Annotated in this window: 20 protein-coding genes and 2 pseudogenes; 8 read left to right on the top strand and 14 right to left on the bottom strand. The window is 51.5% G+C overall.

Translation table 11 applies throughout. The features are described from left to right. The first annotated feature begins 3 nt into the window (after positions 1-3). Genes NSMM_RS06355 through NSMM_RS06340 form a run of 4 tightly spaced genes read left to right on the top strand, consistent with a single transcriptional unit; the run spans position 4 to position 9,272 of the window. Positions 4-5,412: a cupredoxin domain-containing protein gene (locus NSMM_RS06355; RefSeq protein ID WP_090285735.1), complete on the top strand. Its 5,409-nt coding sequence runs from the start codon at positions 4-6 to the stop codon at positions 5,410-5,412. 44 nt (positions 5,413-5,456) lie between these two features. After that, a complete protein-coding gene (locus NSMM_RS06350; RefSeq protein ID WP_090285733.1) occupies positions 5,457-7,244 on the top strand; it encodes a YncE family protein in 1,788 nt (595 codons plus the stop codon). Continuing rightward, on the top strand, positions 7,241-7,831 hold the full coding sequence (locus NSMM_RS06345) for an SCO family protein (protein ID WP_090285731.1): 591 nt from the start codon (positions 7,241-7,243) through the stop codon (positions 7,829-7,831). The genes NSMM_RS06350 and NSMM_RS06345 overlap by 4 nt, the downstream gene beginning before the upstream one ends. Then, a complete protein-coding gene (locus tag NSMM_RS06340; protein ID WP_176753876.1) occupies positions 7,806-9,272 on the top strand; it encodes a c-type cytochrome in 1,467 nt (488 codons plus the stop codon). Before NSMM_RS06345 ends, NSMM_RS06340 begins: the two co-directional genes overlap by 26 nt. Before the next feature lie 106 nt (positions 9,273-9,378). Here the strand turns inward: NSMM_RS06340 and wrbA are convergent, their stop codons facing one another. Beyond that, positions 9,379-9,984: an NAD(P)H:quinone oxidoreductase gene (gene wrbA, locus NSMM_RS06335; RefSeq protein ID WP_090285726.1), complete on the bottom strand. Its 606-nt coding sequence runs from the start codon at positions 9,982-9,984 to the stop codon at positions 9,379-9,381. Between the two features lie 464 nt (positions 9,985-10,448). On the opposite strand from wrbA, the gene crcB reads away from it, so the two are divergent. Together crcB and NSMM_RS06325 are read left to right on the top strand one after the other, a co-directional pair. Then, positions 10,449-10,832 carry a fluoride efflux transporter CrcB gene (crcB, locus tag NSMM_RS06330; RefSeq protein ID WP_090285724.1) on the top strand — a complete coding sequence of 128 codons (384 nt, stop codon included), beginning with the start codon at positions 10,449-10,451 and terminating at the stop codon, positions 10,830-10,832. Between the two features lie 16 nt (positions 10,833-10,848). Further along, a complete protein-coding gene (locus tag NSMM_RS06325; RefSeq protein WP_090285721.1) occupies positions 10,849-11,166 on the top strand; it encodes a DUF190 domain-containing protein in 318 nt (105 codons plus the stop codon). Positions 11,167-11,317: 151 nt separating this feature from the next. Here the strand turns inward: NSMM_RS06325 and NSMM_RS06320 are convergent, their stop codons facing one another. The 4 genes and pseudogenes from NSMM_RS06320 to NSMM_RS06305 form a co-directional block, all read right to left on the bottom strand. Then, positions 11,318-12,649, bottom strand: a complete 1,332-nt coding sequence (locus NSMM_RS06320) for a TrkH family potassium uptake protein (RefSeq protein ID WP_090285719.1) — start codon at positions 12,647-12,649, stop codon at positions 11,318-11,320. 20 nt (positions 12,650-12,669) lie between these two features. Beyond that, positions 12,670-13,401, bottom strand: coding sequence for a potassium channel family protein (locus tag NSMM_RS06315; protein WP_218121029.1), 732 nt, complete (start codon positions 13,399-13,401; stop codon positions 12,670-12,672). A gap of 126 nt (positions 13,402-13,527) precedes the next feature. Continuing rightward, positions 13,528-13,954 (bottom strand): annotated as a pseudogene (locus NSMM_RS06310) (IS6 family transposase). A gap of 185 nt (positions 13,955-14,139) precedes the next feature. Beyond that, positions 14,140-15,621 (bottom strand): alginate export family protein, encoded by a 1,482-nt coding sequence (locus tag NSMM_RS06305; RefSeq protein ID WP_090285714.1) that lies wholly within the window; start codon positions 15,619-15,621, stop codon positions 14,140-14,142. Positions 15,622-16,014: 393 nt separating this feature from the next. On the opposite strand from NSMM_RS06305, the pseudogene NSMM_RS15585 reads away from it, so the two are divergent. Further along, positions 16,015-16,183, top strand: a pseudogene (locus tag NSMM_RS15585) (ISNCY family transposase); the annotation flags it as partial. 110 nt (positions 16,184-16,293) lie between these two features. Here NSMM_RS15585 and NSMM_RS06300 read toward each other — a convergent pair. From NSMM_RS06300 to NSMM_RS06260, 9 genes are read right to left on the bottom strand one after another with little or no spacing between them, the layout of a single operon-like run. Continuing rightward, the gene (locus NSMM_RS06300) at positions 16,294-18,048 is read right to left on the bottom strand and encodes a complex I subunit 5 family protein (protein ID WP_176753874.1); all 1,755 of its coding nucleotides are present in this window, start codon (positions 18,046-18,048) and stop codon (positions 16,294-16,296) included. Then, on the bottom strand, positions 18,048-19,532 hold the full coding sequence (locus NSMM_RS06295; RefSeq protein WP_090285710.1) for a complex I subunit 5 family protein: 1,485 nt from the start codon (positions 19,530-19,532) through the stop codon (positions 18,048-18,050). The genes NSMM_RS06300 and NSMM_RS06295 overlap by 1 nt, the downstream gene beginning before the upstream one ends. After that, positions 19,529-21,016, bottom strand: a complete 1,488-nt coding sequence (locus NSMM_RS06290) for a complex I subunit 5 family protein (protein WP_090285709.1) — start codon at positions 21,014-21,016, stop codon at positions 19,529-19,531. Before NSMM_RS06290 ends, NSMM_RS06295 begins: the two co-directional genes overlap by 4 nt. 6 nt (positions 21,017-21,022) lie before the next feature. Continuing rightward, positions 21,023-21,340: an NADH-quinone oxidoreductase subunit K gene (locus NSMM_RS06285; protein ID WP_090285706.1), complete on the bottom strand. Its 318-nt coding sequence runs from the start codon at positions 21,338-21,340 to the stop codon at positions 21,023-21,025. After that, positions 21,337-22,023, bottom strand: coding sequence for an MnhB domain-containing protein (locus tag NSMM_RS06280; protein WP_090285703.1), 687 nt, complete (start codon positions 22,021-22,023; stop codon positions 21,337-21,339). Before NSMM_RS06280 ends, NSMM_RS06285 begins: the two co-directional genes overlap by 4 nt. Continuing rightward, positions 22,023-22,301: a Na(+)/H(+) antiporter subunit B gene (locus NSMM_RS06275; RefSeq protein WP_090285701.1), complete on the bottom strand. Its 279-nt coding sequence runs from the start codon at positions 22,299-22,301 to the stop codon at positions 22,023-22,025. Before NSMM_RS06275 ends, NSMM_RS06280 begins: the two co-directional genes overlap by 1 nt. Further along, positions 22,286-22,588, bottom strand: coding sequence for a monovalent cation/H(+) antiporter subunit G (mnhG, locus tag NSMM_RS06270; protein ID WP_090285698.1), 303 nt, complete (start codon positions 22,586-22,588; stop codon positions 22,286-22,288). Before mnhG ends, NSMM_RS06275 begins: the two co-directional genes overlap by 16 nt. Next, positions 22,572-22,862, bottom strand: a complete 291-nt coding sequence (locus NSMM_RS06265; RefSeq protein ID WP_218121028.1) for an MrpF/PhaF family protein — start codon at positions 22,860-22,862, stop codon at positions 22,572-22,574. The genes mnhG and NSMM_RS06265 overlap by 17 nt, the downstream gene beginning before the upstream one ends. Before the next feature lie 14 nt (positions 22,863-22,876). Further along, positions 22,877-23,341 carry a Na+/H+ antiporter subunit E gene (locus tag NSMM_RS06260; RefSeq protein ID WP_176753873.1) on the bottom strand — a complete coding sequence of 155 codons (465 nt, stop codon included), beginning with the start codon at positions 23,339-23,341 and terminating at the stop codon, positions 22,877-22,879. Between the two features lie 276 nt (positions 23,342-23,617). Here NSMM_RS06260 and NSMM_RS06255 point away from each other — a divergent pair, with 276 nt between their 5' ends. After that, positions 23,618-24,262 (top strand): peptidoglycan-binding domain-containing protein, encoded by a 645-nt coding sequence (locus tag NSMM_RS06255; RefSeq protein ID WP_090285691.1) that lies wholly within the window; start codon positions 23,618-23,620, stop codon positions 24,260-24,262. The last annotated feature ends 67 nt before the right edge of the window (positions 24,263-24,329 follow it).

The raw sequence follows: 24,329 nt of genomic DNA, 5'->3' as shown, positions 1-24,329 counted from the left end.
ATGATGAACAAGAGTTATTTTAACTATATTCTGCTTGCACTTTCTACCTGCATTCTGCCTGCCTGCGATTTGCTTGAGAAAAACAGCGACGCGCCGACTTCTCCGCCTGCGAGGCGCGTTCTCTTTGCAGAGGTAGTTGCTTTGGACCAGCCAATCACCTACAACCGCTTTGGCTCCTACAACCCATACGGCATGATGTATGCTCTCAAACGCGACGTGGTAGATACTGACAAATGTTCCCAGGTTGGCGACGAGGAAGAATGCATGCCTATGTCGGCAGAGACGAAACCAGGTCACGTTCGTTTACGCAATGACAAACGCCCTCGTCCACTGGTGCTCAGAGCAAATTCCGGCGATCGGCTGGAAGTCAAGTTTTACAATATGCTTATGCCCAATCAGCCTGACTCAAGCAGCCCGGATACCCCAATACCCGACACCGGACTCGGGTTAACGTATTCCAGCATCGGTAAAACCGAGGTCGAAGACAACGTGGCATTGGCAGCTGAGGTTGAAGTACATCCACCAGCCATTGAGGGTGATGCCGCCACAACCGGTTGTGGGTCGGATCACAAGTCGGTGGGTGAAAAAGGCAGTGACAACTGGCCGCGTACCCGCTGCGCTTCGATCACTATTTCAGGTGTCACGCCAATCGGGGATGCCCATGACCCTCTGGTGACTGGCCTGCAACCCATTCCTCCCGGCGCGACAATAGATTACGCATGGCAAATTGACCTGACTGAGGATGAACGGCAAAGACGATCCACTCATTTATTCTTTAGTCACGGTGCACCGGCGGGCGGTGAGGGCGACGGTGGCAGCCTGGTACATGGTTTGTTTGGCGTGCTCAATATAGAACCAGAAGGTAGCGAGTGGTACCGCAGTCAGGTTGATCACATGGCTCTCCAGCAAGCCCGCGAGCAGAGCCAAGGTGATGCCTATTTAAATTATCAGGCAACGGCGGCTGATGATACGCCCATATTGGCGCTGTTAAAACCGCTGGCTGACAATCGCCATGAGTTGGTGCACGGCGATCTAAACGCGATTATCGTTGAAAAAACTTCTGCAGAAGGGCATGACAATCCCGCCTTCAGGGAATTTACCGTCGTATTTCATGATGAGTTAAAAACGTTTTATGCAGACCAGTTCAAAGAGCTGGCAACCGAGTTTACCCTGTCCGGTATTGGCGATGGGTTTGCGATCAACTACGGCGCCAGCGGCATGGGAACTTTATTGCTTGCCAATCGAAAAAAAATTGGTCCGGCAAAGAACTGCGTGAACTGCGCGTATGAAGAATTCTTTCTGGAATCATGGGCTAATGGTGACCCGGCACTATTAGCAAACTTTGCAGACGACCCGTCCAACGTCCACCATTCCTATCTGAATGACCGGGTAGAGTTTCGTAATCTACATGCCGGTCCGAAGGAAACGCATGTTTTTCACCTGCACGCCCATCAGTGGCTGTCGCAGCAATCCGATACCGGTACCTATCTGGACTCGCAAACGGTTGCGCCGCAACAGGGATTCAGCTACCCGATTTACTACGGCGGCAGCGGTAACCGCAACAAGACGCCGGGCGACTCGATTTTTCATTGCCATCTGTACCCACATTTCGCGCAGGGCATGTGGGCTTTGTGGCGTGTGCATGATGTACTGGAAGACGGCACCCGCCGATTGCCTGATGGGGAACTGGGCACAGGTACCGATTTGGTCAGCGGTATTTCCAATCCGGAGTCTGGCACACCAATTCCAGCCATTGTGCCGTTGCCAAAGCAAGCCATGCCGCCAACGCCGACTTACACCGACGTCGCCGGCGAGAATGCGATGCCTGGCTATCCATTTTATATCGCCGGAAAGAGCGGGCAACGCGCACCTCAGGCGCCATACGATGTTGCCGAAGCAGCGGGACTGGGCCGGCATGTAGTTACCGGTGGCACAAGAGGCGTGTCTGGCTTAACGGCTGCGGAAGCGGCCGGCCTCTCGCCGGATGAATTAGTCGCGCACGCCTTACGCACTGGAGATTTTACTTCACACATTGAAACGGCAGATATCAAGGTGCTGCCGGAAGATGGTACCGTGCTTGAAAAAAGCGCCATGACGTTTCATTCACAAGGTAGTCACGCCAGCAAAACGCCGGAGGGTGTTGCCGCTGACTATGTTGTCAATGATAAACCTCCGGTCGCTGGCGCGCCTTTTGCCGATCCTTGCACAGGTGATGCCTGGGAGTTTAGCAAAAAGTACACGCGTCAGTATAAGGTGTCGGCCATTCAAACCGACCTGGTCGTGAACAAAGCCGGCTGGCACGATCCGCAGGCACGTATCAATGTGCTGGACAGTGATGTCAGCGCGTTCGAAAACAAGCAAACAGACAAAGCTGAGCCGTTCTTCTTCCGCGCCAATTCTGGTGACTGCATCGATTTCAAGCATACCAATCGCACCCCGACCGAGCTTGATCTGGATGATTTTCAGGTGCGCACGCCGACCGATACAATCGGTCAACATATTCATCTGGTGAAATTCGACGTCACCGCCTCCGATGGATCGGGCAACGGCTTTAACTACGAAGACGGTACCTTCGCCAAGGAAGAACTCGACCATCTTATCGACGCTGCCAATCACCCGGAGGGTAGCGCGACGGATGTCGACGGTGCGCCAGTCACCCTTGCCAAACAAGACGGTGTTTTCCAGACGACCACTCAGCGCTGGTATGCTGACCCGTTGCTGACCACCGAGCAGGCCTGCCTCGACGAATTAGCAACCATTGACAATAATGACCCTGACGCAACAGATAAGCGCAAGGCGATCTGGAATTCTGCGTCCTGCAAAGACCGGACGATACGTACTGTTTTCACCCATGACCATTTTGGGCCTTCGTCGATACAGCAACACGGCTTTTACGCAGCCCTGTTGGTGGAACCGCGCGATTCGAAATTCCTGACCCGGGACGGCACGGAAATGCCGGAACAGGCGGTGGGGTCGGAGGCCATGATCATTCATATGGGTGATGCGGGCGGCGAAGAGGATTATCGTGAATTCGCCATGGCAATAGCCGATTTCGCACTACTGTACGACGGCAGCTCGCGACCGGATTCCGGCGCGGAGAATTTTCAATCTGCTGCGGATAATTTGCAAAAACAAGCGCAAGCAGCCAACAGCGCCGGCAATGCAGCATTTGCCGGGAAAATCACCGCCGAGCTGAAAGCACTTAATTCGGTATTGCCCGATCTGAACGAGCACTATGCCGTCCTGCACGGTAAACACGGACGACCCGTGGATCCACCCATGCTACCCGAAGCTATTTCCAAGGACCATCACAACCCCTATCTGGTTAATTACAAACACGAACCGGTCCCGCTGCGCATTGGCTGCAAGCGTCTGGATGACGATAAATCTAAAGGGAAATGCGCCTCTGACAGCGTCAAGCAGCAACGTGACGGACCCAGGGGCGATATGGCCAATGTCTTTAGTTCGCGTGTGCATGGTGACCCGGCAACGCCGGTATTTGCAGGCTATGAGGGGGAAAAAGCGCAGCTGCGGCTTATTCAGGGGGCGCAGGAAGTACAACATAGCATCAATATCAATGGCCAGGTCTGGTCGCGCGAGATCGGCAAGGATAAGGAAGATAAAGACACCGTGTTGGTCAGTGCCCAGGAAGTCGGCATCTCGGAACACTTTGAAATGCAGCTGGGTCTCGACACCATACTGCGCGGCGATCTGTTTACCGATTATCTGTATAACTTCGGGTCGGTCGACGATATCTGGAACGGTGCCTGGGGCCTGATCCGCTCGGTTTCTTCCTATAACCTGGATGAATGTGCTGATACGCGCAATATGACCAAGTGTCAGGCGCTGTTCGACAAACTCGAATGTGACGGACCCCTGAACCAGGCCGGTCTGAAGACCTGTTTAAGCCCGCTGGCGAAACACAGGGCCGATGGTAGCGGCGCAGAGATACTGAACGTTGATAGAGAAAGCTTTAAGGAATTCAACAAAAACACCGAGTATAGTTGTCCGCAAGATGCGCCCACCGTTCACTATTCCGTAGCAGCAGTGGATGTCGGCGACTGGCTGGGACGCGAAAGTAAATACCGTGAGCGTATTTCTGACCCAGACAGCCTTGCCTTTGTTGTGCTGGAACGTTACACGCCAGAACAGGTAGGTAATGGTGAAGCCGAGGATTATGTGGCGCATTCTGCCGGTGCGCGAGACTATGCAACACAGAAGCTGAACAGCTTGAAGTCCTATTACAACGATCATCCTCTGGAGCCCCTTGTGCTGCGCGCAAATGCCGGCCAGTGCGTGCGTGTGGCGCTGTTTAATATGCTACCGGAAGACATGCAGGATGCCCCCGGAGATGCATTGATGCCGAAGATTGTACCGCTCAATGTGGATCAAACCGTCGAGCAAAAAAACGCCGGAGCGGGCGATGTGAAACCTTCCAGCCAGGTGTCGATGCATGCACAGAAAGTGTTCTATACGGTGGATCAAAATGATGGCAGTAGCGTGGGTTGGAACAGCGCTGTTATGGCCCCTTCATTACAGGTCTGCGACCCTGACGACCGCGCTGTATGCGCTCCTAGCCACTATCACTGGTATGCGGGCACCGTTAGCCTCAAGACCTGCGAAGATAACACCAACGAGAAATGCATGAAGGCGCAGCCTCGCGAATTAGGCGCAAGCAATCTCATCTCACTGGGAGATGTCATTAATCATCCCACACATGGCCTGATCGGCGGGTTGATTATCGAACCAGAAAACGCCAGTTATACCTGTATCGACGTCGCAGGCGACGAAGACAGCGAACGCACGGCGTTGCATATTGGCTGCGGCATACGGGCCGATATCAGCTATGCTGACAAGCAGCGGTTTCGTGAGTTTGTCGTCTTCTATCGTGACGGGCTAAACCTGCATTATCAGGGCGACGGCAAGGATAACAGTCACCCGATTCCCGATTGCCTGATTTGCGATGACTCCTATGATCTGGGAGAGAAAGGGCTGAATTACACAACCGAGCCGTTCTGGGCCAGACTGGGTCAAAGCCCGGCGCTGGACAGTGCGAGTGGTCGATGGGCTTTGCCGGAACTGAATGGTGCCTTCTTTCCCACCGATTTTTTCCTTGAAACATACAAGCCTGTCGCGACACCACGATTTGTCGCTAATGCCGGTGAAGAAGTACGCTTTCGAGTACTGCAGCCGAGCGGCCGCGCACGGCAACGGGCTTTTCTGGTCTACGGCCATGACTTTCCTGACATGCTACCGGAATTTGGCTCACCGCATGCACCATTGATCAGCGTCGGTAAAGCCATCACTGCCCGAATCGATTCGGCCCATTCGGGCTTGTGGCAATATCGCGATGGCCCTAGCCAGATGTGGTCCAGCGGTGCCTGGGGAATCTTCGAAGTGAAAGAGAACTAACTGTGTTTTGCAGAGCGATCCCCCCAATTGTGTTACTGGTTTGCATGGCCGGCAACACTACACACGCGGCGGCGGAAAGCAATCTTGACATTCAGATGAGCGCACGCGCCACCAACAACTTGACAACAACGGAATCTCCAATCGTGGCCGGTGAAGCCGCAAAAATCAGTTTCAATATTACCGGCAAGTACGATGATGGCGCTGTCTCCGGCTTGCATCCGGGGGCGTGGATAAGACCGCGGCTGGCTGGTCAGCCAGACTGCAAGGATGCGGTCAGAAATTATTTAACGGTGGGGCCGAATTCATCGCGCGATATCGATCTGAATAGCTATAGTTTTATCACGTTAAACGAAGACAATTCGGTAGGTGTGATGGACCCACGGCTTAATCTCGCCAGCGCTAATCTTCTGGCGCTACGGAAACTCGAATCACCGGTGACGGACTGGCACCTGAATCAGACGACCGGCGAGATTTTCCTAAGCCAGCCGAAGTCTCGTCAACTAGGCATCGTCAGTGCGCTTAATGGTAACGTACTCGCAACGATTGCCTTGCCTGTCGCACCTAAAAAAATAGTAGCCATTGATAATGACAACCTGCTTTGGATTGCAGGGCAACAAGCGCTGATGATTGTCGATACCGACACACGCCAACTGCTACAGACAGTCCCGCTCAAATCTAATGCGATACTGTTGGCACTCAGTTCTGAAAGGGAAAGACTGTGGGCGTATTCTCCCGATGACGGCGAATTAATCGCCGTAGACACCGTCTCTCTGGTCACTCTCTGGCGGCGCAAAGTACCACGGCAGTTATCGGACATCGCATATTCAGCGCATGCGGACAGATTATATTTTGGCAGCCACGATCAGCAAACCATCACTACGTTGTACCCGGGCCGGGATACTGAAATTACTACCGTCGCACTGCAAGGCGTGCCTGAAAAAATTCACATCACGCCGGACGGCCATTGGCTAATCGCACTGGATACAGCGCAAAAGCAGCTCATCATCATCGATACCGCAATAAATCAGGTCATTCACTACCTGCTGTTTGAGCACGAATTCGATCAACTGGTGTTTTCCGAGCAATTCGCATATCTGCACCACACCACCTCGGCGCGCGTCTCGTTAATCAATCTGAATTCTCTCAGTGACTCCGAGCCCCCGGCATTGATTGAGGTTTCGTTTGGAGTGACGCCACCCGGAAAGCAGAGTGCTGACTTGCCCATGATCGTGCCGCTACCCGAAGGAGGCGCTGTCATCGTCAATAACCCTGCCGATAAAACCCTGTTCCTCTATATGGAAGACGGTATGCTGGCCCCGACCAATGCGTTCAAAGTCTATACTGCGGCGCCATTAGCGGTTTTGATACATGACAAATCATTTGCGGAAACACGGCCCGGGCAGTACGAAACCGTCACTATGGTGCCGCGGCCGGGTGACTACGAACTGGTTTTCTACCTGAGTAGTCCACTCACCGTCGCCTGTATGCCGTTGCAGGTGGAAGGCTCAGGTACCGCGGTCGCGGAGGTATTCAAGTCATCCGTTGACGCAATCAAGTTAGCACCCTCCAGCTACAAAGCCGGTGAACCTGCTGAGGTGAAAATCAGGTTGATAACGAATTCTTACGTCGCTAACACAGATGTGCAGATGTTATTTTTCAAACCTGGTTCGAACTGGCAACGGCGTATTAGCGCTCGCGCCAATCACAAGATGGAGGTATCGGCGCCGATTACCTTTCCCGAGCAGGGACAGTACCTGCTTGGTATTCAGTCTGACAGCTTAAAATTCGGACTCAAGCAGAACACGATGCAAACCCTGGAGGTGACGCGATGAAACGGAAAGCTATTTTTGCAATCTGCCTTGGGCTGGCAGTTTCATTACCTTTAGGCGTCGCAGCGGAGGGGGGTGCGCTAGGCGAAAGCACCTCGATCAAACTGCTTGATCATGTCATGGTCGATACTCAGCGGCGTAGCATGAAGCTGGTTAGCGAAGCCATGGGCAATCATATTGTCGTGATGAATTTTGTGTACACCGATTGCAAAACGGTGTGCCCTGTGTCAACCGGTATCATGCGGGCGGTGTATAAGCAAATTGAAGACTCTCAAGAGCTGAAAGATTCTGTGCGCATGATTTCGCTGACCTTGAATCCGGCACTCGACACGCCGAAAAAAATGCGTGACTTTGCCGAGAAGTACGGTTTTAACGAAGACAACTGGCTGTGGTTAACCGGTAGCAGCAACGCGGTTAACGAGGCATTGCTGGGTCTTCGAGCGTACTCTGCCGATGTAACCGAGCATTCAAGCGTTATCCTGGTCGGCAATCCGACCGATAATCACTGGACCAGTTTCTACCAGTTTCCCAACGCTGATTTAATAATCAATAGAATTCATGATTATGTCGACCAGCAAAAAGCGAGCTAGCCTGCTGGTATTTTTGCCTGCGTTACTAATGTCCTTGCTTGTATACGGCGGCGATTTACAGCAAGGAAGGGCTTTCTATCAAAATGGTGTAGCCATTGACGGAGCAACGGTCACCATTGCCGGTGGTATTCAAGCGGATGTGAAAAACTTCCCTTGCCAGTCGTGCCACCAACCCGGCGGTAAAGGGGGATTTGAAGGCGGTGTGGCAGTACCTTCCATAACCTGGCGGTCGTTAGCGGTACGCAGGCCTACTAAGCAATTTACGGCATATAACAAAACACTCCTTAAACGTGCTTTGTCGGCAGGAATAGATAGCGAGGGCAAGCCGCTGCATGCACTGATGCCGCGTTACAATCTGAGCGATACTGACTTCGAGAATCTATTCAGTTACCTTAAATCACTTGATCATGCTGCCACGCCAGGGGTGAGCGATCATTCACTGCGTATTGGCGTTATTCTCTCTGCCGATCGACAGTTACTGGATGTAACTTCATTAATACGGAAAATTCTGCACGCGTATTTTCGGGAACTCAATGATAACGGCGGTATTCATGGCAGAATCGTGCAATTGGTCTTTACCGTACCCAAGGATTTGCCCGAGGATGTTTTTTGCTATTTGGGTGGCATTATAAAGCCCGCTGAGCTGGAGGGTATTAACCGCTCCATCAACCCCGGGATTCCGGTGCTGTTCCCACTGGGTCAATTGCCGCAGTCTACAGACAGTATTGCGTTTTTAGCGGGGTTTTCTGACCAACTTGCCAGTTTATCAACCTTTATGAATAATGCAGGTCATACCGACGAAGAAATCACATTAGTTGCCGATGCGAAGGACATAGCATCACTACGTGAACGACTCGAAGATTCAATACCTCCGTCAAACAGAATTTCAGTCGTGCAAATCACTGCTGATGGCTTTGCTCAACAACCACTCGAAAATATGAGTGGCCATATCTTCTGGTTCTCAAGGCATTATAGCTTCGCAAAATTTGTTGCTGGTTTAAAAAATTCAAGTCTCAACACTTCAATTTATAGCAGCATCGACCTTGTGGGCGGCTCTCTGGCAAGGCTGCCCGCAACAGCGAACACCGTGCAGCTAATCCTCAGCAATCCGCGTGGGGTACCCGTTCCTGACTCGGCCGAATATAAGAACTTCACGCGTTTCCAACATGAAAATTCATTGCCAATAACGCACGCAGAATGGCAACGCACTGCCTGGCTTTCAGCCACCCTACTGGCACATACGCTGAAACAATCCGGTCGCCGCATCAACCGGCAAATACTTCTTCAATCAGCCTCGGCCATACACAAATTGCCAGTGGGTGTGATGCCTCCTGTATCAACATCAGGTACGTTAGCCAAACCCTCGCAGATACTTCGGTACAACCCTGAATCCAGATCGCTCGTGTCGTTGCAAGCTTGGCTTGCTGACCAGAATCAATAATATTGAGTTCTGTCGCATTAAGCAATTTCTGGAAATTTTTCCTTAACGAAATAACTAGGGGAGTCGGATGAAAAACGCTTAATGTGGCAGAACCGATTTTAATGACCTATTTGCGGCATAATTTGCTGGCCACTTGCGCGACATGAGCACCCTGAAAGCATGCAATTTTTATTTCGTTGTCTGATGGCAGCCGTTTGCCATCCCCACCAGCCAACGTGCTTGCCCCGTAAGGTGATCCGCCGGTTATTTCACTCATGTTCATGATCTCCTGACAGGAATAGGGAACACCCACGATGATCATGCCGTGATGGAGCAAAGTGGTATGAAACGAGGTAATCGTGGTTTCCTGGCCGCCGTGCTGTGTACCCGTAGACGTAAATACGCTACCCACTTTGCCGATCAGACCACCATCAAGCCATAATCGACCTGTCTGATCAAGAAAATTGCGCATTTGTGCGCACATATTGCCGAAGCGTGTTGGTGTACCGAAGATAATGGCATCATAGGTTGGTAGCTCATCTACGGTCGCAATTGGCGCCACCTGGTCAAGCTTGGCGCCGACTCTTCGTGCAGCTTCCTCTGACATGAGTTCAGGTACACGTTTAACGACAGCCTCGGCATTCTCGATGCTATGCACACCTTCAGCTACTGCATTTGCCATGATTTCGATATGACCATACATGCTGTAATACAGTATGAGAATTTTTGCCATGTTGCACCTCCTGGATTTATATAAGCGCCCACCAAACCTATTAAAAATTTTGCGAAATTAATGACGATCGCCAGATAAATTGCTTTGGCACGAACGCTACCAGCGTCACGAACTTTGGCATGGATGCAATCGAGATAGATTGCAGGTTACACCACTTCCTTCTCCCTTGTTCTACATCAGAAAAAATAATCATAGCTCAAATGCATATGTTATGGGGTTATTGTAGGTGTTGGTGATTTGAAAGTTTTTTTACCAGGGTTTTATGTTCTATTGCTCCCTAGACCCGCGGCATTAATAGAAAAAACTACAGAGCCCGGCCATTTCTGACACAACTGCCGCAAAATATACAATCATTAAAAGGAAGACAAATTCCACTGTTTTCTTAATAGCTTAAAAATTTTATCATTTTCACAAGCGAAAGAATTTAAAATTGATAACTCCAAAATCGATATTGACAGAAATTTATGCTCAACTCCATATTAGCCATTTGTATTGGTGCATCACTTGGTGCTGTGCTGAGATGGCTGTTAGGATTGTCGCTCAATGCACTGTTTCCGACTATTCCACTTGGCACACTAGCGGCGAATCTCATTGGTGGTTATTTGATAGGCATGGCGCTCGCTATATTTACTCAGCATCCTGGTCTTGCACCCGAGTGGCGCTTGCTTGTAATTACCGGTTTCCTGGGTGGGTTAACCACGTTTTCCACTTTCTCTGCCGAAGTAACGGTGCTGATTCAAGAGGGGCGTATGCTTTGGGCCATTGGCGCAATTAGTGTTCATGTGATAGGTTCTTTGATGATGACGATGTTAGGACTAGCGACAGTTTCTGCGTTCAGGACTATTTGATTCTAAGGAGAAGACTATGAATGGGTATCAATTGACTTTCTTTACTCAGCAAGATCGCAAGCACGATCACATGCTGCTAGGGGAATGGTTGGTGCAAGAAGCCAAGAAACTTGGTATTGGAGGCGCAACTCTGATTGTTGCGACCGAAGGATTTGGACATGACCGCAAGCTCCATTCCGCGCATTTCTTTGAACTGACTGATCAGCCTATCGAAGTGACGATGGCTGTGAATGAACAGGAAGCAGAACGTATGTTCGCGCATCTGAAGCAAGAAGGTATTAATATGTTCTACGTCAAAACGCCGATTGAGTTCGGTATGATCGGGGAAAGTTAGGTGTAACAGCTTGCAAACGTAATCCGCAGAGCCATTTTTGTCCTCCATTTCATAACTACATTTCACGAAATCTTAGACTCCATAAAATTCAGCGTACCTCAGTTCGTGTACTTCGTGCGCTGACTTCGCTCCTGTCTTTCAAGGCTCCGGACTAGCCCAGAAAGATCCTTCCTTCGGGATAGCGCACCCTCGGTGGCACGCGGGTGGCGAGGAGCAGGCCCAGCGCAAGCGGGCCGACCCGGCCGATGAACATCAGGGCTATGATCACGGCACGACCAAAGCCGTCGAGTTCGCCGGTCACGCCCATGCTCAGGCCCACCGTGCCGAATGCCGAGGCGACCTCGAACATCAGCTCCAGGAATGGCAGGTCCTGAGTCTGGGCGAGCACGAAGGCGGCGGCCAAGACCAGCATCAGGCTCAGCGAGATCAACGCGAGCACCTTCATCACCTCCTCGCCATCGAGCCGTCGATGGAATGCTGTTGGGTAGTCGCGGCGGCGGAAATAGGCCAAGGTGGCCAGCAACATCACAACAAAGGTCGTGACCTTGATGCCGCCGGCGGTGGACGCCGAGCCACCACCTATCAGCATTAGTAGGATGAACATCAGTGCGCTGGCGTCCTCAATCTGGCCAATATCGAGCGTGTTGAAGCCGGCCGTGCGCGTGGTCAGCGCCTGGAAGCTGCTGGCCATGAGCTTCTCGCCCCAGCCGGCAAGCGAGCCCAGCGTAGCCGGATTGTTCCATTCGATGGCCGCGAACGTTACCACAGACCAGATGATCAGCCCGGCTGTACCGGCCAGGGTCAGCTTGCTGTGCAGTGACAGCCGGTCCCAGCTTCGCGAATCGCGCAGGTCGGTCAGCACGCTGAAGCCAATGCCGCCGACAAGGATTAGCAGCGGCACCACCAAGTTGACCAGCGGATTGTCAACCCAGCGCGATAGGCTGTCGGAAAACAGCCCGAAGCCGGCGTTGTTGAACGCCGAGACAGCATGGAACAGCGCCTGCCACAGGCCGTGGCTCCAGCCGAATTCAGGCACGAACACGCAGATCAGCGCGGCTAGGCCGACGGCCTCGAACACCAGCACCACGCGCAGAATGACCAATGCCATCTTCAGCAGGTCGCGCATCGAGGTTTGGTTGAGTTCGTCTCTCAGGAACAGCTTGTGCTCTAGGCTGATCGGCAGACCCAGCATGCACAGTACCACCACCGAGAAGGTCACGATGCCCAGCCCACCGAATTGGATCAGCACCAGGATCACAGCCTGGCCGAACAGCGTAAAGTCGCCGCCCGTATCGAGCACCACCAGTCCGGTGACGGTGACCGCCGAGGTGGCCGTGAACAGTGCCTCGGACAGCGTCACGCCGTGAACCGAGGCCTCGGGGAGCAGCAGCAGCGCCGCACCCAGCACGATCAGCAGCGCGTAGGCCAGCACCAGAACCGTGGTTGGTGGTAGGTGCACGGTCTTGCCGGACGGGTTGCGCATCGTTCAGCTCCGGTCGCGGCTCATAGCCCTTCGGAAAAGTCACGTAATTCATCGCGCTTGCCAAGCAACAGCAGCTTGTCGTTTTGTTTGAGCACCAGATCGGATTCGTTGAAGTCGATGTGTTTGGAACCGCGTATCACGCCCAGGCAGCTTAGGTAGGGGTGTTCGTCGAGTTTGAGCGTGTCCAGCGTCTTGCCGTGCAGCGTTTCAGGCACATGCAGATCGATGATGTAGTAGCCGTTGCCGAGGCTCAGGTAATCACGCACCAGCGGGTTGTGCAGCATTTGCGCGATATGTTGGCCGACGTCCTGTTCCGGGTGTATGACCCGGTCGGCACCGAGCTTGGTCAGGATCCGGTGGTGGGTGCGGCTCAGCGCCTTGGCCCAGATCATGTCCACGCCCAGCAGCTTGACGTTCATTGTGCATAGCACGCTGGCTTCGATCTCGTCGCCAATCGCGACCACGGCGACGTCATAGTCGCCGACGCCAGCCTGGCGCAACGCCTCTTCGTCCCTGGAATCGGCGATTACCGCCTCGGATACCGAGTCGAGCACGGCGTTGATATTGTCCTCGTTGTGGTCGATGACCAGCACATGGTTGCCAAAGTCGGCCAACTCGGTGGCGATGGTGCGGCCGAACGTGCCCAGTCCGATGACGACGAAATTGCGTTTGCGTTTACTCATCACGCTGCCCGTGTGGATCGAGTCGGAAGCCGGCCGGCAGTAGATCCTTGAACCGGTCGCATTGAGCAAGGTTTTGTCGCATTAAAGAAAGAAAGCTGATATCTGTTTGATTTTATCAAGCGTACATCTGGTCTTAACGAGATTATTTTGCCAGAGCATAAAATTGCTGAGCAAAAGACATCTTGTCAGCTCCCTCTATCCATCCATCTGACCTTTGCGCATCATGTGCATGAGTTCGATGCCAGCTAGGATGTTTTTAGCTGATTATAAAGATTTGAACCCGAGCATTGGTTTTGTTATTCGCTTCACTGCCCGATGGTCTTGTTCCACGATATTGCTGAGGTATTTGACCTGACGAGCCACCGAGTATCTCCCTGTTGGTATTGATCTCGTCCATACGCCAGCTTCTACCAACCGAGCGTTTATACTTTCTTCTGAAAATATTCTCCAATCTTGGTAGAAACCGGATCGCCCAACGGCTCACTGTAGAATGGTCAACTGTAACACTATGCTCCTCAATCATCTCTTCCAGGTGTCGGCAACTTAACGGATACGCTGCGTATCAACGAATACAAACCAGAATTACATCAATCGGAAAGCGTATTCCTTTTACAGTTAGCATGTAGCCTAATCATTTTTACAATACCAGCAGTCTACACGATGTATCGATGATCTCGCTTAATGTGACAGAACCGCAAGAAAGAAAGATTGGGCTACCTATCGCCAGCACAATTTACGCAGCGATACCATGCAAATTTAGCCGTTGCTTAAACACATGAGCTCCTTCTTTGGCAGCACACCCATTATTTAGAACTTAAAGGTCAGCATGGTATACCCATAATTGGTATCAGCGCTGCCAGGGCTTTGTGAGACTTTATCAAAGTAAGAGCCTTTAAATAAATGGGAATATCCCACATCTAAGCTCATGTGCCTTAAATAACTGGTCTGAGGACTCCAACTGAGACTCATGTCAAATAGATTTCCCAAGAAGCTACCGGCTTGACCGGTTGCATCTTGCAATCCAGAGCCAACGAACGCGCCACGTTTATCAGCCAACCAAAACGCGCGATGAGACATCATAAGTCGGACAGTGGGTGTTGGTGAAAGCGTTGCACGAAGACCAACAGGCGAAATAATGTTCGAAGGAAAGAATATGCCTAGAATCCCAGTAGGACCAAACTCAACGCGGCGTTTTGCAAATAAAAAATCAAAGTTCTTATTGGGATCGCGGTCTCCCGATGAGTAATCGAACGGATAAACAATTCTGAAAGGCATTTTAGTGTTAAAGCTATAACCTATTTCTCCATGATGACGATGCGCAAAGTAGTTAGTAGAGCCAACTTCTCCAAACTGATACATGGATTCAATTTCGTAGTCAAGCTGACCTTTGTTAGGCTTCGCAAATACCCTAAATCCAGTTGTGGAAATATCTCGTTTTCTGCCTTTATTTCCTTCATTCAGTTCAAAAAAATACAAGTCTGCATTTGCCCAAGCCAAATCACGGCTCGTGATGTGTATACCAGAAAAGTAAGTCTCAGGGGTATTCCAATCTAAATGCGTAGGCTCGCGATTAACTGGACGTGTTCCAAATGCTCTAAGCCCCCATCCCTCCTGGTCTGTACCCAATCTCACCTGTACCCCGTCAAATGTGGGCGTTAAGGTACCCCATCGATGACCCGCTACCAAGCGTCCTTCTCCAAAATCCATAACCATGCGGCCGACTTCAAGCTTCGCGGCGTGGCCTGTCCCAAAAAAATCCTTAGTCACTAGATCAAGATGAAGCTGGGTAAAATCAAAATGATTGGAAAACACATTTGAGCTTGCTTGACCGTGGTGCGACATTGGCGCCCGTATATCGGTCAGTTCAAGTGTGAACTGAAGCGGATCGAGAATATTCTTGATTTCAAACAAGAATCTTGTCCGCTGATGAATCTGCTCATTATCACCCGGAATCCCTCTTGTAAAACCATTATCATAGGCTTCGAAACGTGTTCGATGTTCAATACCTATATTTAGCCAATCAGGTGTTAAGGCTGAAAGCGCGGACTCGTGCGTTTCCATGATATGAGCTAGTTTGTCAAAGTCACCTGGAAAACGACCTACAGCTCCCGAATTTGAGTTGGCACCTGTTGCAGCAAGTAAAGTTTTGTTTTTTAAAACAAAGGATTTTTTAGAATTTTCTGTTTCTGATATTTGTGTTTCTGCAGCGAATGAGTTGTTTCCCCAATATAAGCAACCTATAAATAAAAATATTATCGAGTAATTTAAAGATAATTTTTTTAGCACCATGGTTTCCACTTTATTAACATCAAAAAAAATTCAAGAAAAACTCACTAATTTAATAGCTTAGTTAAGAGATTAGGTTTTAAAGTATCAAATCTTGAGAATCTAAATCAAATAAGCAAATTTAGATACAATTTCAATATAGTTTGGTTGTTATATTTCATCGCTCTGTTATTTTGCCTTTCCTCTTTCAAAATCACCACAGCATTAAAAATCAATTAATTTAATATAATTCAAATATCTGTAAATTTTTGCGCTGTCTCGCCAGTTACTGTTCTAAGTAATTCTAACGCTTGAAAAGTGAAAATTATGTGATGTTTTGGATAAATGATGACTCTTTTGCGATTTTTTTATGCAAAAAGGAGATATGTGGTGTTTTAGAAAATTAAATTAGCTTTTAGGGTATTAGGAAGTTTGCAGTACCTGCACCTGAATGAAGTGCTACGTGAGCAGGTATTTGTGTTGCTTGAGAACGAGATCGCACCTGGGGTGGGCAAGCGCAATGGTCATCCGGGTGTGGACCTGTGGCGTGCTGCACCTGGATTTGAATATTGACTATGACCGCCTGTCGCTGGTATGGCGATGCTCGTATTCCAGCTCGCCGAGTTTTTGTTGTGTTAAGTGGTAACGATTTAACATGGACTGATTATAAACAAGCCAGTCGGTTATCGCACACGCCTAAATCAGCTTTTGATTAGCGAGAGGTATCAACCTGGTGAGGATGATCCCCAACAGAATTAGTCCACACAGCGCGACCGGCCAGTGGCAGAGCAGCTTTTCTGCCCGGTCGAGGTGGGCTGACCACGCGGACAAATCCAGCTTACGCAGGAGCATGTGCCGGGTTTTCTGCAGCCAGCAAGGAAGCTTTCGATCAAGCAGATGGTGAAGACGGGCTGAAGTGATCCGGATGCTATGTTCATACCAGGCCAGCATATCGCCTGGTGGAATTGCTAAATTGGCAATTCGCTGATTCAGTGGTGTGTCTCTGATAGCTTGCCGGTAAAAAAAATGGAAGAGCAGTCCAGCGAACATGAGCGGCCAGAGGCTGTTGATGATCAGTGACAATGAAATTTCAAAATCGCCCAGCCAGTTGGTTGCCAGTGGCATGATGGCAACCAGTAGCAGCAGAATTGCCCATGGCACAGAATGGATGTGGGCAGGGATGGGCAGGGTCTCGTCCGGTTTCACCCTGATTGCCAGCAGCATGAATCTTGCCATCAGTAACGCGGTGGCAACCGCGCTGGCTGGCAGCAGATTTTGCCACAGTATTTCCCAGTGGTCTGGTGCGTGCATAGCTTGTGTTTTCAGGAGCGATTTGGCGAGCCAACCGCTTGTCAGCGGTGCGCCGACCAAGGATAACGCCGGTAACGCTACCCCTGCCAGTAGCCATTTCCGTGATATCGGATGAGTATGCATCAGCATGCTGGTTCCCAGAAACAGTGCGCCTTTGGCAAATCCGTGATGCAGGCTGTAGATCAGAATCGTGGTTAGGATTTGCGGCCAGGCATGGGGTAGAATCAGACCGAGACCGACAGCGGCGGTCAACAGTCCCATCTGGCTGATGCTGGAATAAGCGAGCAGTGTCTTGGCGTCTCGTTGCGTAAGCCCGATAAGAACAGCGCAGAAAGCTGCCAATAGACCCAATACCATCCACCATTCGCCCCAGCTCTCCAGCGTGGCTTCTCCCAAAGGGAGCAGCCGCAGCCAACCGAGTAATCCTGCCTTGAGCATAATGCCGGAGAGCACGGCGCTGGCGGGTGGCGGCGCGACCGGGTGAGCGAGTGGCAACCAGACATGCAGGCCGATTGTGCCGACCTTGATGCCGAACCCGATCCAGGCGAGTAGCAGGATGGTATCCAGCCATTCGGATTGTACAAGCAGCGGGCGTGCTGCCTCGAACGAGAGTGTGCTGCAGGTGGAGGCAACCAGGAGCAGCGCGGCGAACAGTGCTGCTTCACCAAGAATGACGAAGATCAGGTAGCACTTGCCGGCGTAACAGGCGCGTTCACTGCGTGTATGCACCACCAGACCGTAAGAAGCGAGGCTCATCAGCGTGAAGAACAAGTAAAAGCTGAGCATGTCGAGTGATACGATAAGTCCGATGTTGCCGGCGAGTGCGAGATGAAACCAGGAAAAAAAACTTGCCTGTTGTGTAGGGGGAAGATGGTAGCGGCTATGCCAGCAGGCTAGTCCCCATAGTAAACCTGTCAGCAGCAGGAGGGCGCGCCCGGTTAAATCCATACCCCACTCACTGCCGAGCAGCAGCCACGGCAATTTGATGACTTCATGGTGCGATGCAAACAGTGCTGTCAGTAACGCTGGAAAAGTCGCCCAGGGCGATAATCTCAAGGCGAGTGTGCGCAATCGGGGAGTCTGCAGCATGCCTGCAAGCAGTAAGGGCCAAATGACGATGTGCGGAATCAATGATCCCATCATCGTTGCAAAAATTCGAAGCTAACGATGAAGCGTGCCCATTCCAGCGGCGTGTAGGGCAGGGCGGCGAACAGGCCGGCAGCGAGTGACAGCAGTGCAGTTATAACCGGAGGCCAGAGCAGCAGGTGCGAGGTTTCCGGATGAGCGGTCTGTTCTGTATCTGGCTGGTCAAACCACGCCGTGTATAAAATGGGTAGGAAATAGGCGGCATTGAGTAACGTGCTGACGATCAGTACACCAATCACCCAAGCATGACCGCTTTGCAGTGCGCCCATGCCGAGGTACCATTTGCTGATGAAGCCTGCGATTGGTGGCACACCGATCATGCCAAGCGCAGTCAGTGTGAATGCCGTCATGGTGAGCGGCATACGCCGACCCACTCCCTTCATTTCACTGATCTTGTGGATGCCTAGCGTTTCGGCAATATTCCCCGCGCAAAAGAACAATGTGATTTTCATTAGTCCTTGATGTACCAAATGAACCAGTCCGCCGATTGCACTGATTGGTCCCGCGAGCGCCACGCCAAGGGTGATATACGATACTTGGCTGACCGTGGAAAAGGCGAGCCGCCGTTTGAGATCATCCTGCGTAAGCGCACGTAATGAACTATAGATAATGGTGATCGCCGCCAGTACCATCAGCGGGAATGTGATGCCAAGTGCTGCAGCGAAATCGATGCCATAGACATTGTAGAGCACGCGCACGATTCCAAATACGCCGGCCTTGACGACCGCGACGGCGTGCAACAGTGCGCTGACTGGTGCAGGTGCGACCATTGCCTGTGGCAACCAGCCATGCAGCGGCACCAGGGTGGCTTTCACGCCCACTCCCATGATCAATAGTATGAAAATGACGATCAATTGCGGATGCAATTCGGATGGCAATTGCTGCACAAAGCCTTGCGGGGTGAAATCCAGGGTACCGGTCAGCGTGTGTAGCCACGCCGTGCCGGTCAACAATAATACCCCACCACCAACCGTGTAGACGAGGTAGGTTTGACCGGCCTTGCGGGCCGCCTCGGTACCGCGGTGCACGATCAAGGGATAGGCCGTCAGCGTAAGTAGCTCATAGAAGATGAGGAATGTGAACAGGTTGCCTGCCATTGCAACACCAGCGGTTGCCGCAACGCACAGGCTGAAAAAACCAAAAAAACGGCTGCGATGCGGTGAGCCTTCCAGATAACCGATTGCGTAAAAAGTAGTGGTGAGCCACAGTACGGCAGACAGACCGACAAATAAAACAGCGAGCGGATCCATTTGCAGCACGAGATCGATATTGGGCAGAAAATGGATACGGATCTGATAATGCTGCCCCTGATAGATATGCCAGATCATCCAGCTCACCAGCCCGACCTTGCTGAATGCCGCCAGCAGGTTCAGGGTAGTGCGGGTGCGCACGCTCTTTTCCGGTAACGTAAAAATGATGAGCCCTGATAGCAGTGAGGTCAGCAGCACTAGAAGTGGTAGCCAGCTTTGCGTAATCATGGGCTGGGATGCAGAAAATGAAAAGGATCGCCGATTGCCAGCAATTCGAGTAGCGGAGCGGGATACCATCCGAGCAGAATCGAGCCGCTGGCAAGTGCCAGTGCAGCCCACTGCATCACGGTGGGAACAGGATGAGTTTCGGAAATACTGTCTTCCATCTGTCCCTGGGTGAAAGCATAGCCAATTACCTTGAAAATATAGCCAGCCGCCAGAAGCCCGCCGAGCAGGATGATCATCGCATATCCCCAGCGTCCCTGCGCAATGGCGACTTCCAGCAGCAGCCATTTGCCGATAAATCCGCCGCTTGGTGGCAGCCCCATGATGCTGATCCCTGCCAGAGAAAAAGCAGCAAGTGTCAACGGTAGGCGCTGCGCGATGTGGTCGAGTTCGATAATGCGGTCATGTCCGCCAAACAATTGAATATTGCCGGCTGCAAGGAACATGGCGCTTTTGGCAAGTGCGTGCGCGAGCAGCATGTAAAGTACGCCTTGCCAGGCGCTGCTGGACATCTCGCCAGATTGTCCGGCAGTAAGTGGAAATACCAGAAAAAAATAGCCAAGCTGGGCAACGGTGGAATAGGCAATGAGCAGTTTGAGGCGAATCTGGCGCAGTGCCTGTAGCGAACCCCAGATAATGGCAGCGGCACCGAGTATTCCCAGCAAATCCGGCATCAGGTTGTGGATGGGGTGAAACAGCTCCAACCAGAGGCGCAGCAGCAGATAGAACGAAGCCTTGACGACCAGTGCGGAGAGTAATGCGCTGACCGGAGCAGCCGCACTGCCGTGCGCAGGTGGGAGCCAGAAATGTAATGGGAACAGTGCGGATTTGAGCAGCAAGCCGACCGTTATCAAGGCCAGCGCGGCTTGCGTTGCGGGTTGTGCAGTGATGCGTCCGGCCAGCAGAGTGAGATCGACCGTTGCATAAGTGTGATATAGCAACGCTACGCCCAGCAGATAGCACAGTGAACCAAGCAGACTGATCAGCAGATAGCGCATGGCGCTGGTGAGCGCGGCTCGACTGCCAGCAAGTGCGGTCAACGCGACGGCGGCCAGACCGATCAGCTCGAGCGTGACATACAGGTTGAAAATATCCGCCGATAGAAACAGCGCGTTGATCCCTGTCCACAAAAACAGCCACAACGGCCAGAAAGCCGGAGAGTGGTCATTTTCCGTTGATTGCATACGAAAACAGGTAAAGGCATATAAACTAACACCCGATCCCGTCACGGCGCTCATCATGAGCATGAACGCACTCAACCCGTCCAGATGAAGTTCGATGCCGAGAGGCGCACCCCAGCTGCCTAAAGCATAGTGGTAACTTTGCGGTGAGGTGACGAGATCGGTGAGCAGCCAGGCCAGCACGATATTGATTGCCAGAGCAGTGCTTATTCCGATCCAGCGAGCATGCGGGTGAATCAGGAATGCCAGCAGCGCACCTGTCAACGGCAATATGACCAGCGCTATACCGAGATCAGGTGGGGTCATGCTAGGTTAGTCATCAAGCTGGTCATTGGCATCCGGCAGGCGTACCTTGCCGGTCAGTGCATGGATACGCAGCAGAATCGCAAGCCCCAGTGCGGTTGCGGCAACGGCGACGACGATGCCGGTAATAACCATCGCATGTGGAACGGGATCGACGCTACCTTCCGGGGTGCGTGCTGCCAGACTGGCGAGGACTAGAAAAACGCCACAGCTCATGACATTGATCGCCAGCAGCTTGTGCAGCAAGTGGGATTGTACGATCAATGCATGGAGACCCAGTGAAAACAGGCCGATACCGGTCAAGGCATATAGCAGGGTAGTGGTCATGGTGCTGAATGTGACCTTCCCAGCAAAAACAGGGTGGCGAGTGTCAGGCCGATCGAGAGCATGGCGCAAGTCTCGATCAGCAGTATCAACTCTCCTGCAAGGTGTTGCGGAAAGGTAAGAAAGGACGTATCACGTAACCACGCAGAAGCGCCGACGAGTAAAAATGCGGTAACACCGCAAATATGGAGTGTGCGCGGGAAATAATGAGTCAATTCAACCGGAATACGCCATCCTGTCAGGAGAATCATGACGCCCAGTGCAGCCAGCAGCGCACCTGCCTGAAAAGCGCCACCGGGCGCGTGTGCACCTGCCCACAGCAGATAACCCGCAACCAATACGATAACCGGTGTTAAAAGACGCGCCAGGCTGTCCAGCATTTCACCTGGCGAGTGTGATGTGGTGCTCGCACGAGTATCAATTGGTGCAAGCGACCATGTGCCTGCCAGCGCCAGCAGCAATACCGCCATTTCCAGCAGCGTATCATAGCCACGAAAATTGAGCAGTACCGCTGTCACCGGGTGGCTCACGCCGCTTTGGGTGAGATGGGCAGAAACGACCTGGGTCAGTCCAGCATCACGAACTGGCAAGGAAATAATAGCGATAACTAACCCAATAGTGACACAGATGACTAACAGTGCGCTGGATAGGTGCAAGGCGTATTTACGTAATCTCGTTAGCTGCATCACGTTTTTGGTGTGTGTGACGTTTTTTCTTTGCGGGCTAAAACAGCCCAGGTTGAGAGCAGCAGCGCGCCCGTGAGTCCGGCGCCAATTGCAATTTCAGCAAGCGCGACATCGGGTGCATCCAGTCTGATCCAGACAAGTCCCAGCAATAAGCCAAAGACGATATACAGGATAATTGCGCGAAAAAGATTGCGGCTGAACAGCGATAAAGCTGCCGTTAGCGTTAAGAGCGAAGCGAGCAGGTAATCTAACAGAATGGGCGTCAGCGTGATTTCCATGGCAGTAGATTTTTATGTAACGCGGCACGCGCGATCAGATGACAGGTAGTGCTGGAGGCGAACAACACCAGTAACCAGATTAACACCAGTTTGCCGACCACCGTCCATGACTCGGCCTGAATGCTCAAGGCTGCCACTATCAGACCCAGGCCAAGATTGTCCACCTTAGTGAGTGCATGCAGGCGCGTGAAGACATCCGGAAAGCGCAACAGTCCAATGGCGCCGGCCAGAAAGAAAAAAGCCCCCGTTGCAAGCAGCAGGATTGTGATGCTATTTGTCAGATTCATCGTCAGACTCCGTCGTTGCATGCCAGCTGCGGCGTACAAAAGCCGTTGCCATTACCGCTGCCAGCAGTGCGAGTACCAGAGCAGCGTCACGAAAGGCATGATTGCCGGATAACTGTGACAGGATGATCAACATAGCTACAGCCGTGGTGCCGAACAGCTGGGCCGCCAGCATTCGGTCGGCCGAGGTAGGGCCTTGAAAGATCCGCCACAGCCCTGCCGCCAGAGTGATCAGCAGGAAAGCGAGCACGAGTTCGTAGAATGAGATCATGTTCATGCATGTGTTTGCCACTAATCCGTGACTGGTAAAGTGATATTGGTCAGCCGTGCAATGCGGTTCTCCAACTGTTGCAATGCCTGCCAGTAGTGCGTCCTGCTATCGAGTATATGCACTACCAGACAGGACTCTTCCAGTTCTGCCGCCAATGTTCCAGGGAGCAAGCTGGTGACGCTGGTCATGAAAATGCGAGGAAAACCTGCCGGCAGGCGCATGGGGTACCTGATCAGAATTGGGGCAAGGTTTAAGTCTGGCCGCAAGGCGCGCCAAGCGACATCGAAACTGCTGCTAACGGAATGATAAATGAAATAAGGAAGAAAGCGTAGCCAACCAACCAGTGACCATGAGCATGGCGGGAGCAATCGCCAGCTTAAGAAGGTGGAAATCAGAACAAATAGACTGCCGAGCCACCATGCAGTCAAGTCCCCTTCAGTTAGCAGCCACCATAATCCAGCAAACAAGCTGGCACGCAAGAGCAAACTGAATGCTGCTTTGCATGTGGAATGGATTGTTTGGTTGCTATGACTGTCGATTTGCACAATGACAATTTACCTCAAGTTATCCGAAATTAACAGATTTGAATTGAACCCTGGCTCTCACGTAGTAGAATGTCATGGTAAGAATAAGGTAACGAGTTCTTACCATGAATTTTGAATGGTGTAATTGGTTCCGCCATACGTTGTTTTTAGATATGTGACTAACAATAAAATGGCTTTGGTAGATCCGTCAGATTTACTTCACAAGGAGAATGAGATATGAAAACTGGAAACCTGAATATTTTTGTAAAAAATGCATTGATATTACTGGTAGTTGGATTCTTGGCAGGTTGTGGAGAGGAACCGGAAAAATCAGCCAAGGTTGACCGGGATGCGGCTGACGTTCCAGCATATACCCAAAGTGATGAGTCGGTAATTATTGCTACTGAGCCTTCATTACATACAGATCATACAGATGCTGCGGAGATCGCAGAATCGGTCGAGAAGTCACTCGATGCCATTCTTGAAGAAGCAGACGCCGTGATTAAAAAAACCGAAGAAGCTATCAGTGAATACAATGGCGATACGGTTAAAACCGAACTGGGCGAAATGGCGGAAAGCATTGCTGAAGAATCAAAATCCTATGTTGCGGCAATAGAAGAAGCCGCCGATGAGTCTATTGAGAAGCCTGTTGAGACCGTACAGGAAACGGTCCATGATGGACATGAAATCGTTAAAGCTACTCCAGATCTGATTCGTAAGGTTCAGCAGGCTTTGAATGACGCAGGGTTTGATGCCGGTACTGCTGACGGCAAGTTGGGACCGCGCACTCTTACTGCATTACAAGCCTACCAGCAGCAAAACGGGTTAGAGGCTGGAAAATTTACCAAAGAGACATTGCGAGCATTGGATGTGTCATTTTAGTTTTCTGGAAATTTCTTAAAATGCGTATCTTGTCTTGCATATTCTAAATTCTGCAACTACCAATAAA

This window comes from Nitrosomonas mobilis (genome assembly GCF_900103035.1).
GTDB classification, from domain to species: Bacteria; Pseudomonadota; Gammaproteobacteria; order Burkholderiales; family Nitrosomonadaceae; genus Nitrosomonas; species Nitrosomonas mobilis.
This window is presented reverse-complemented; position numbering and strand designations above follow the sequence as displayed.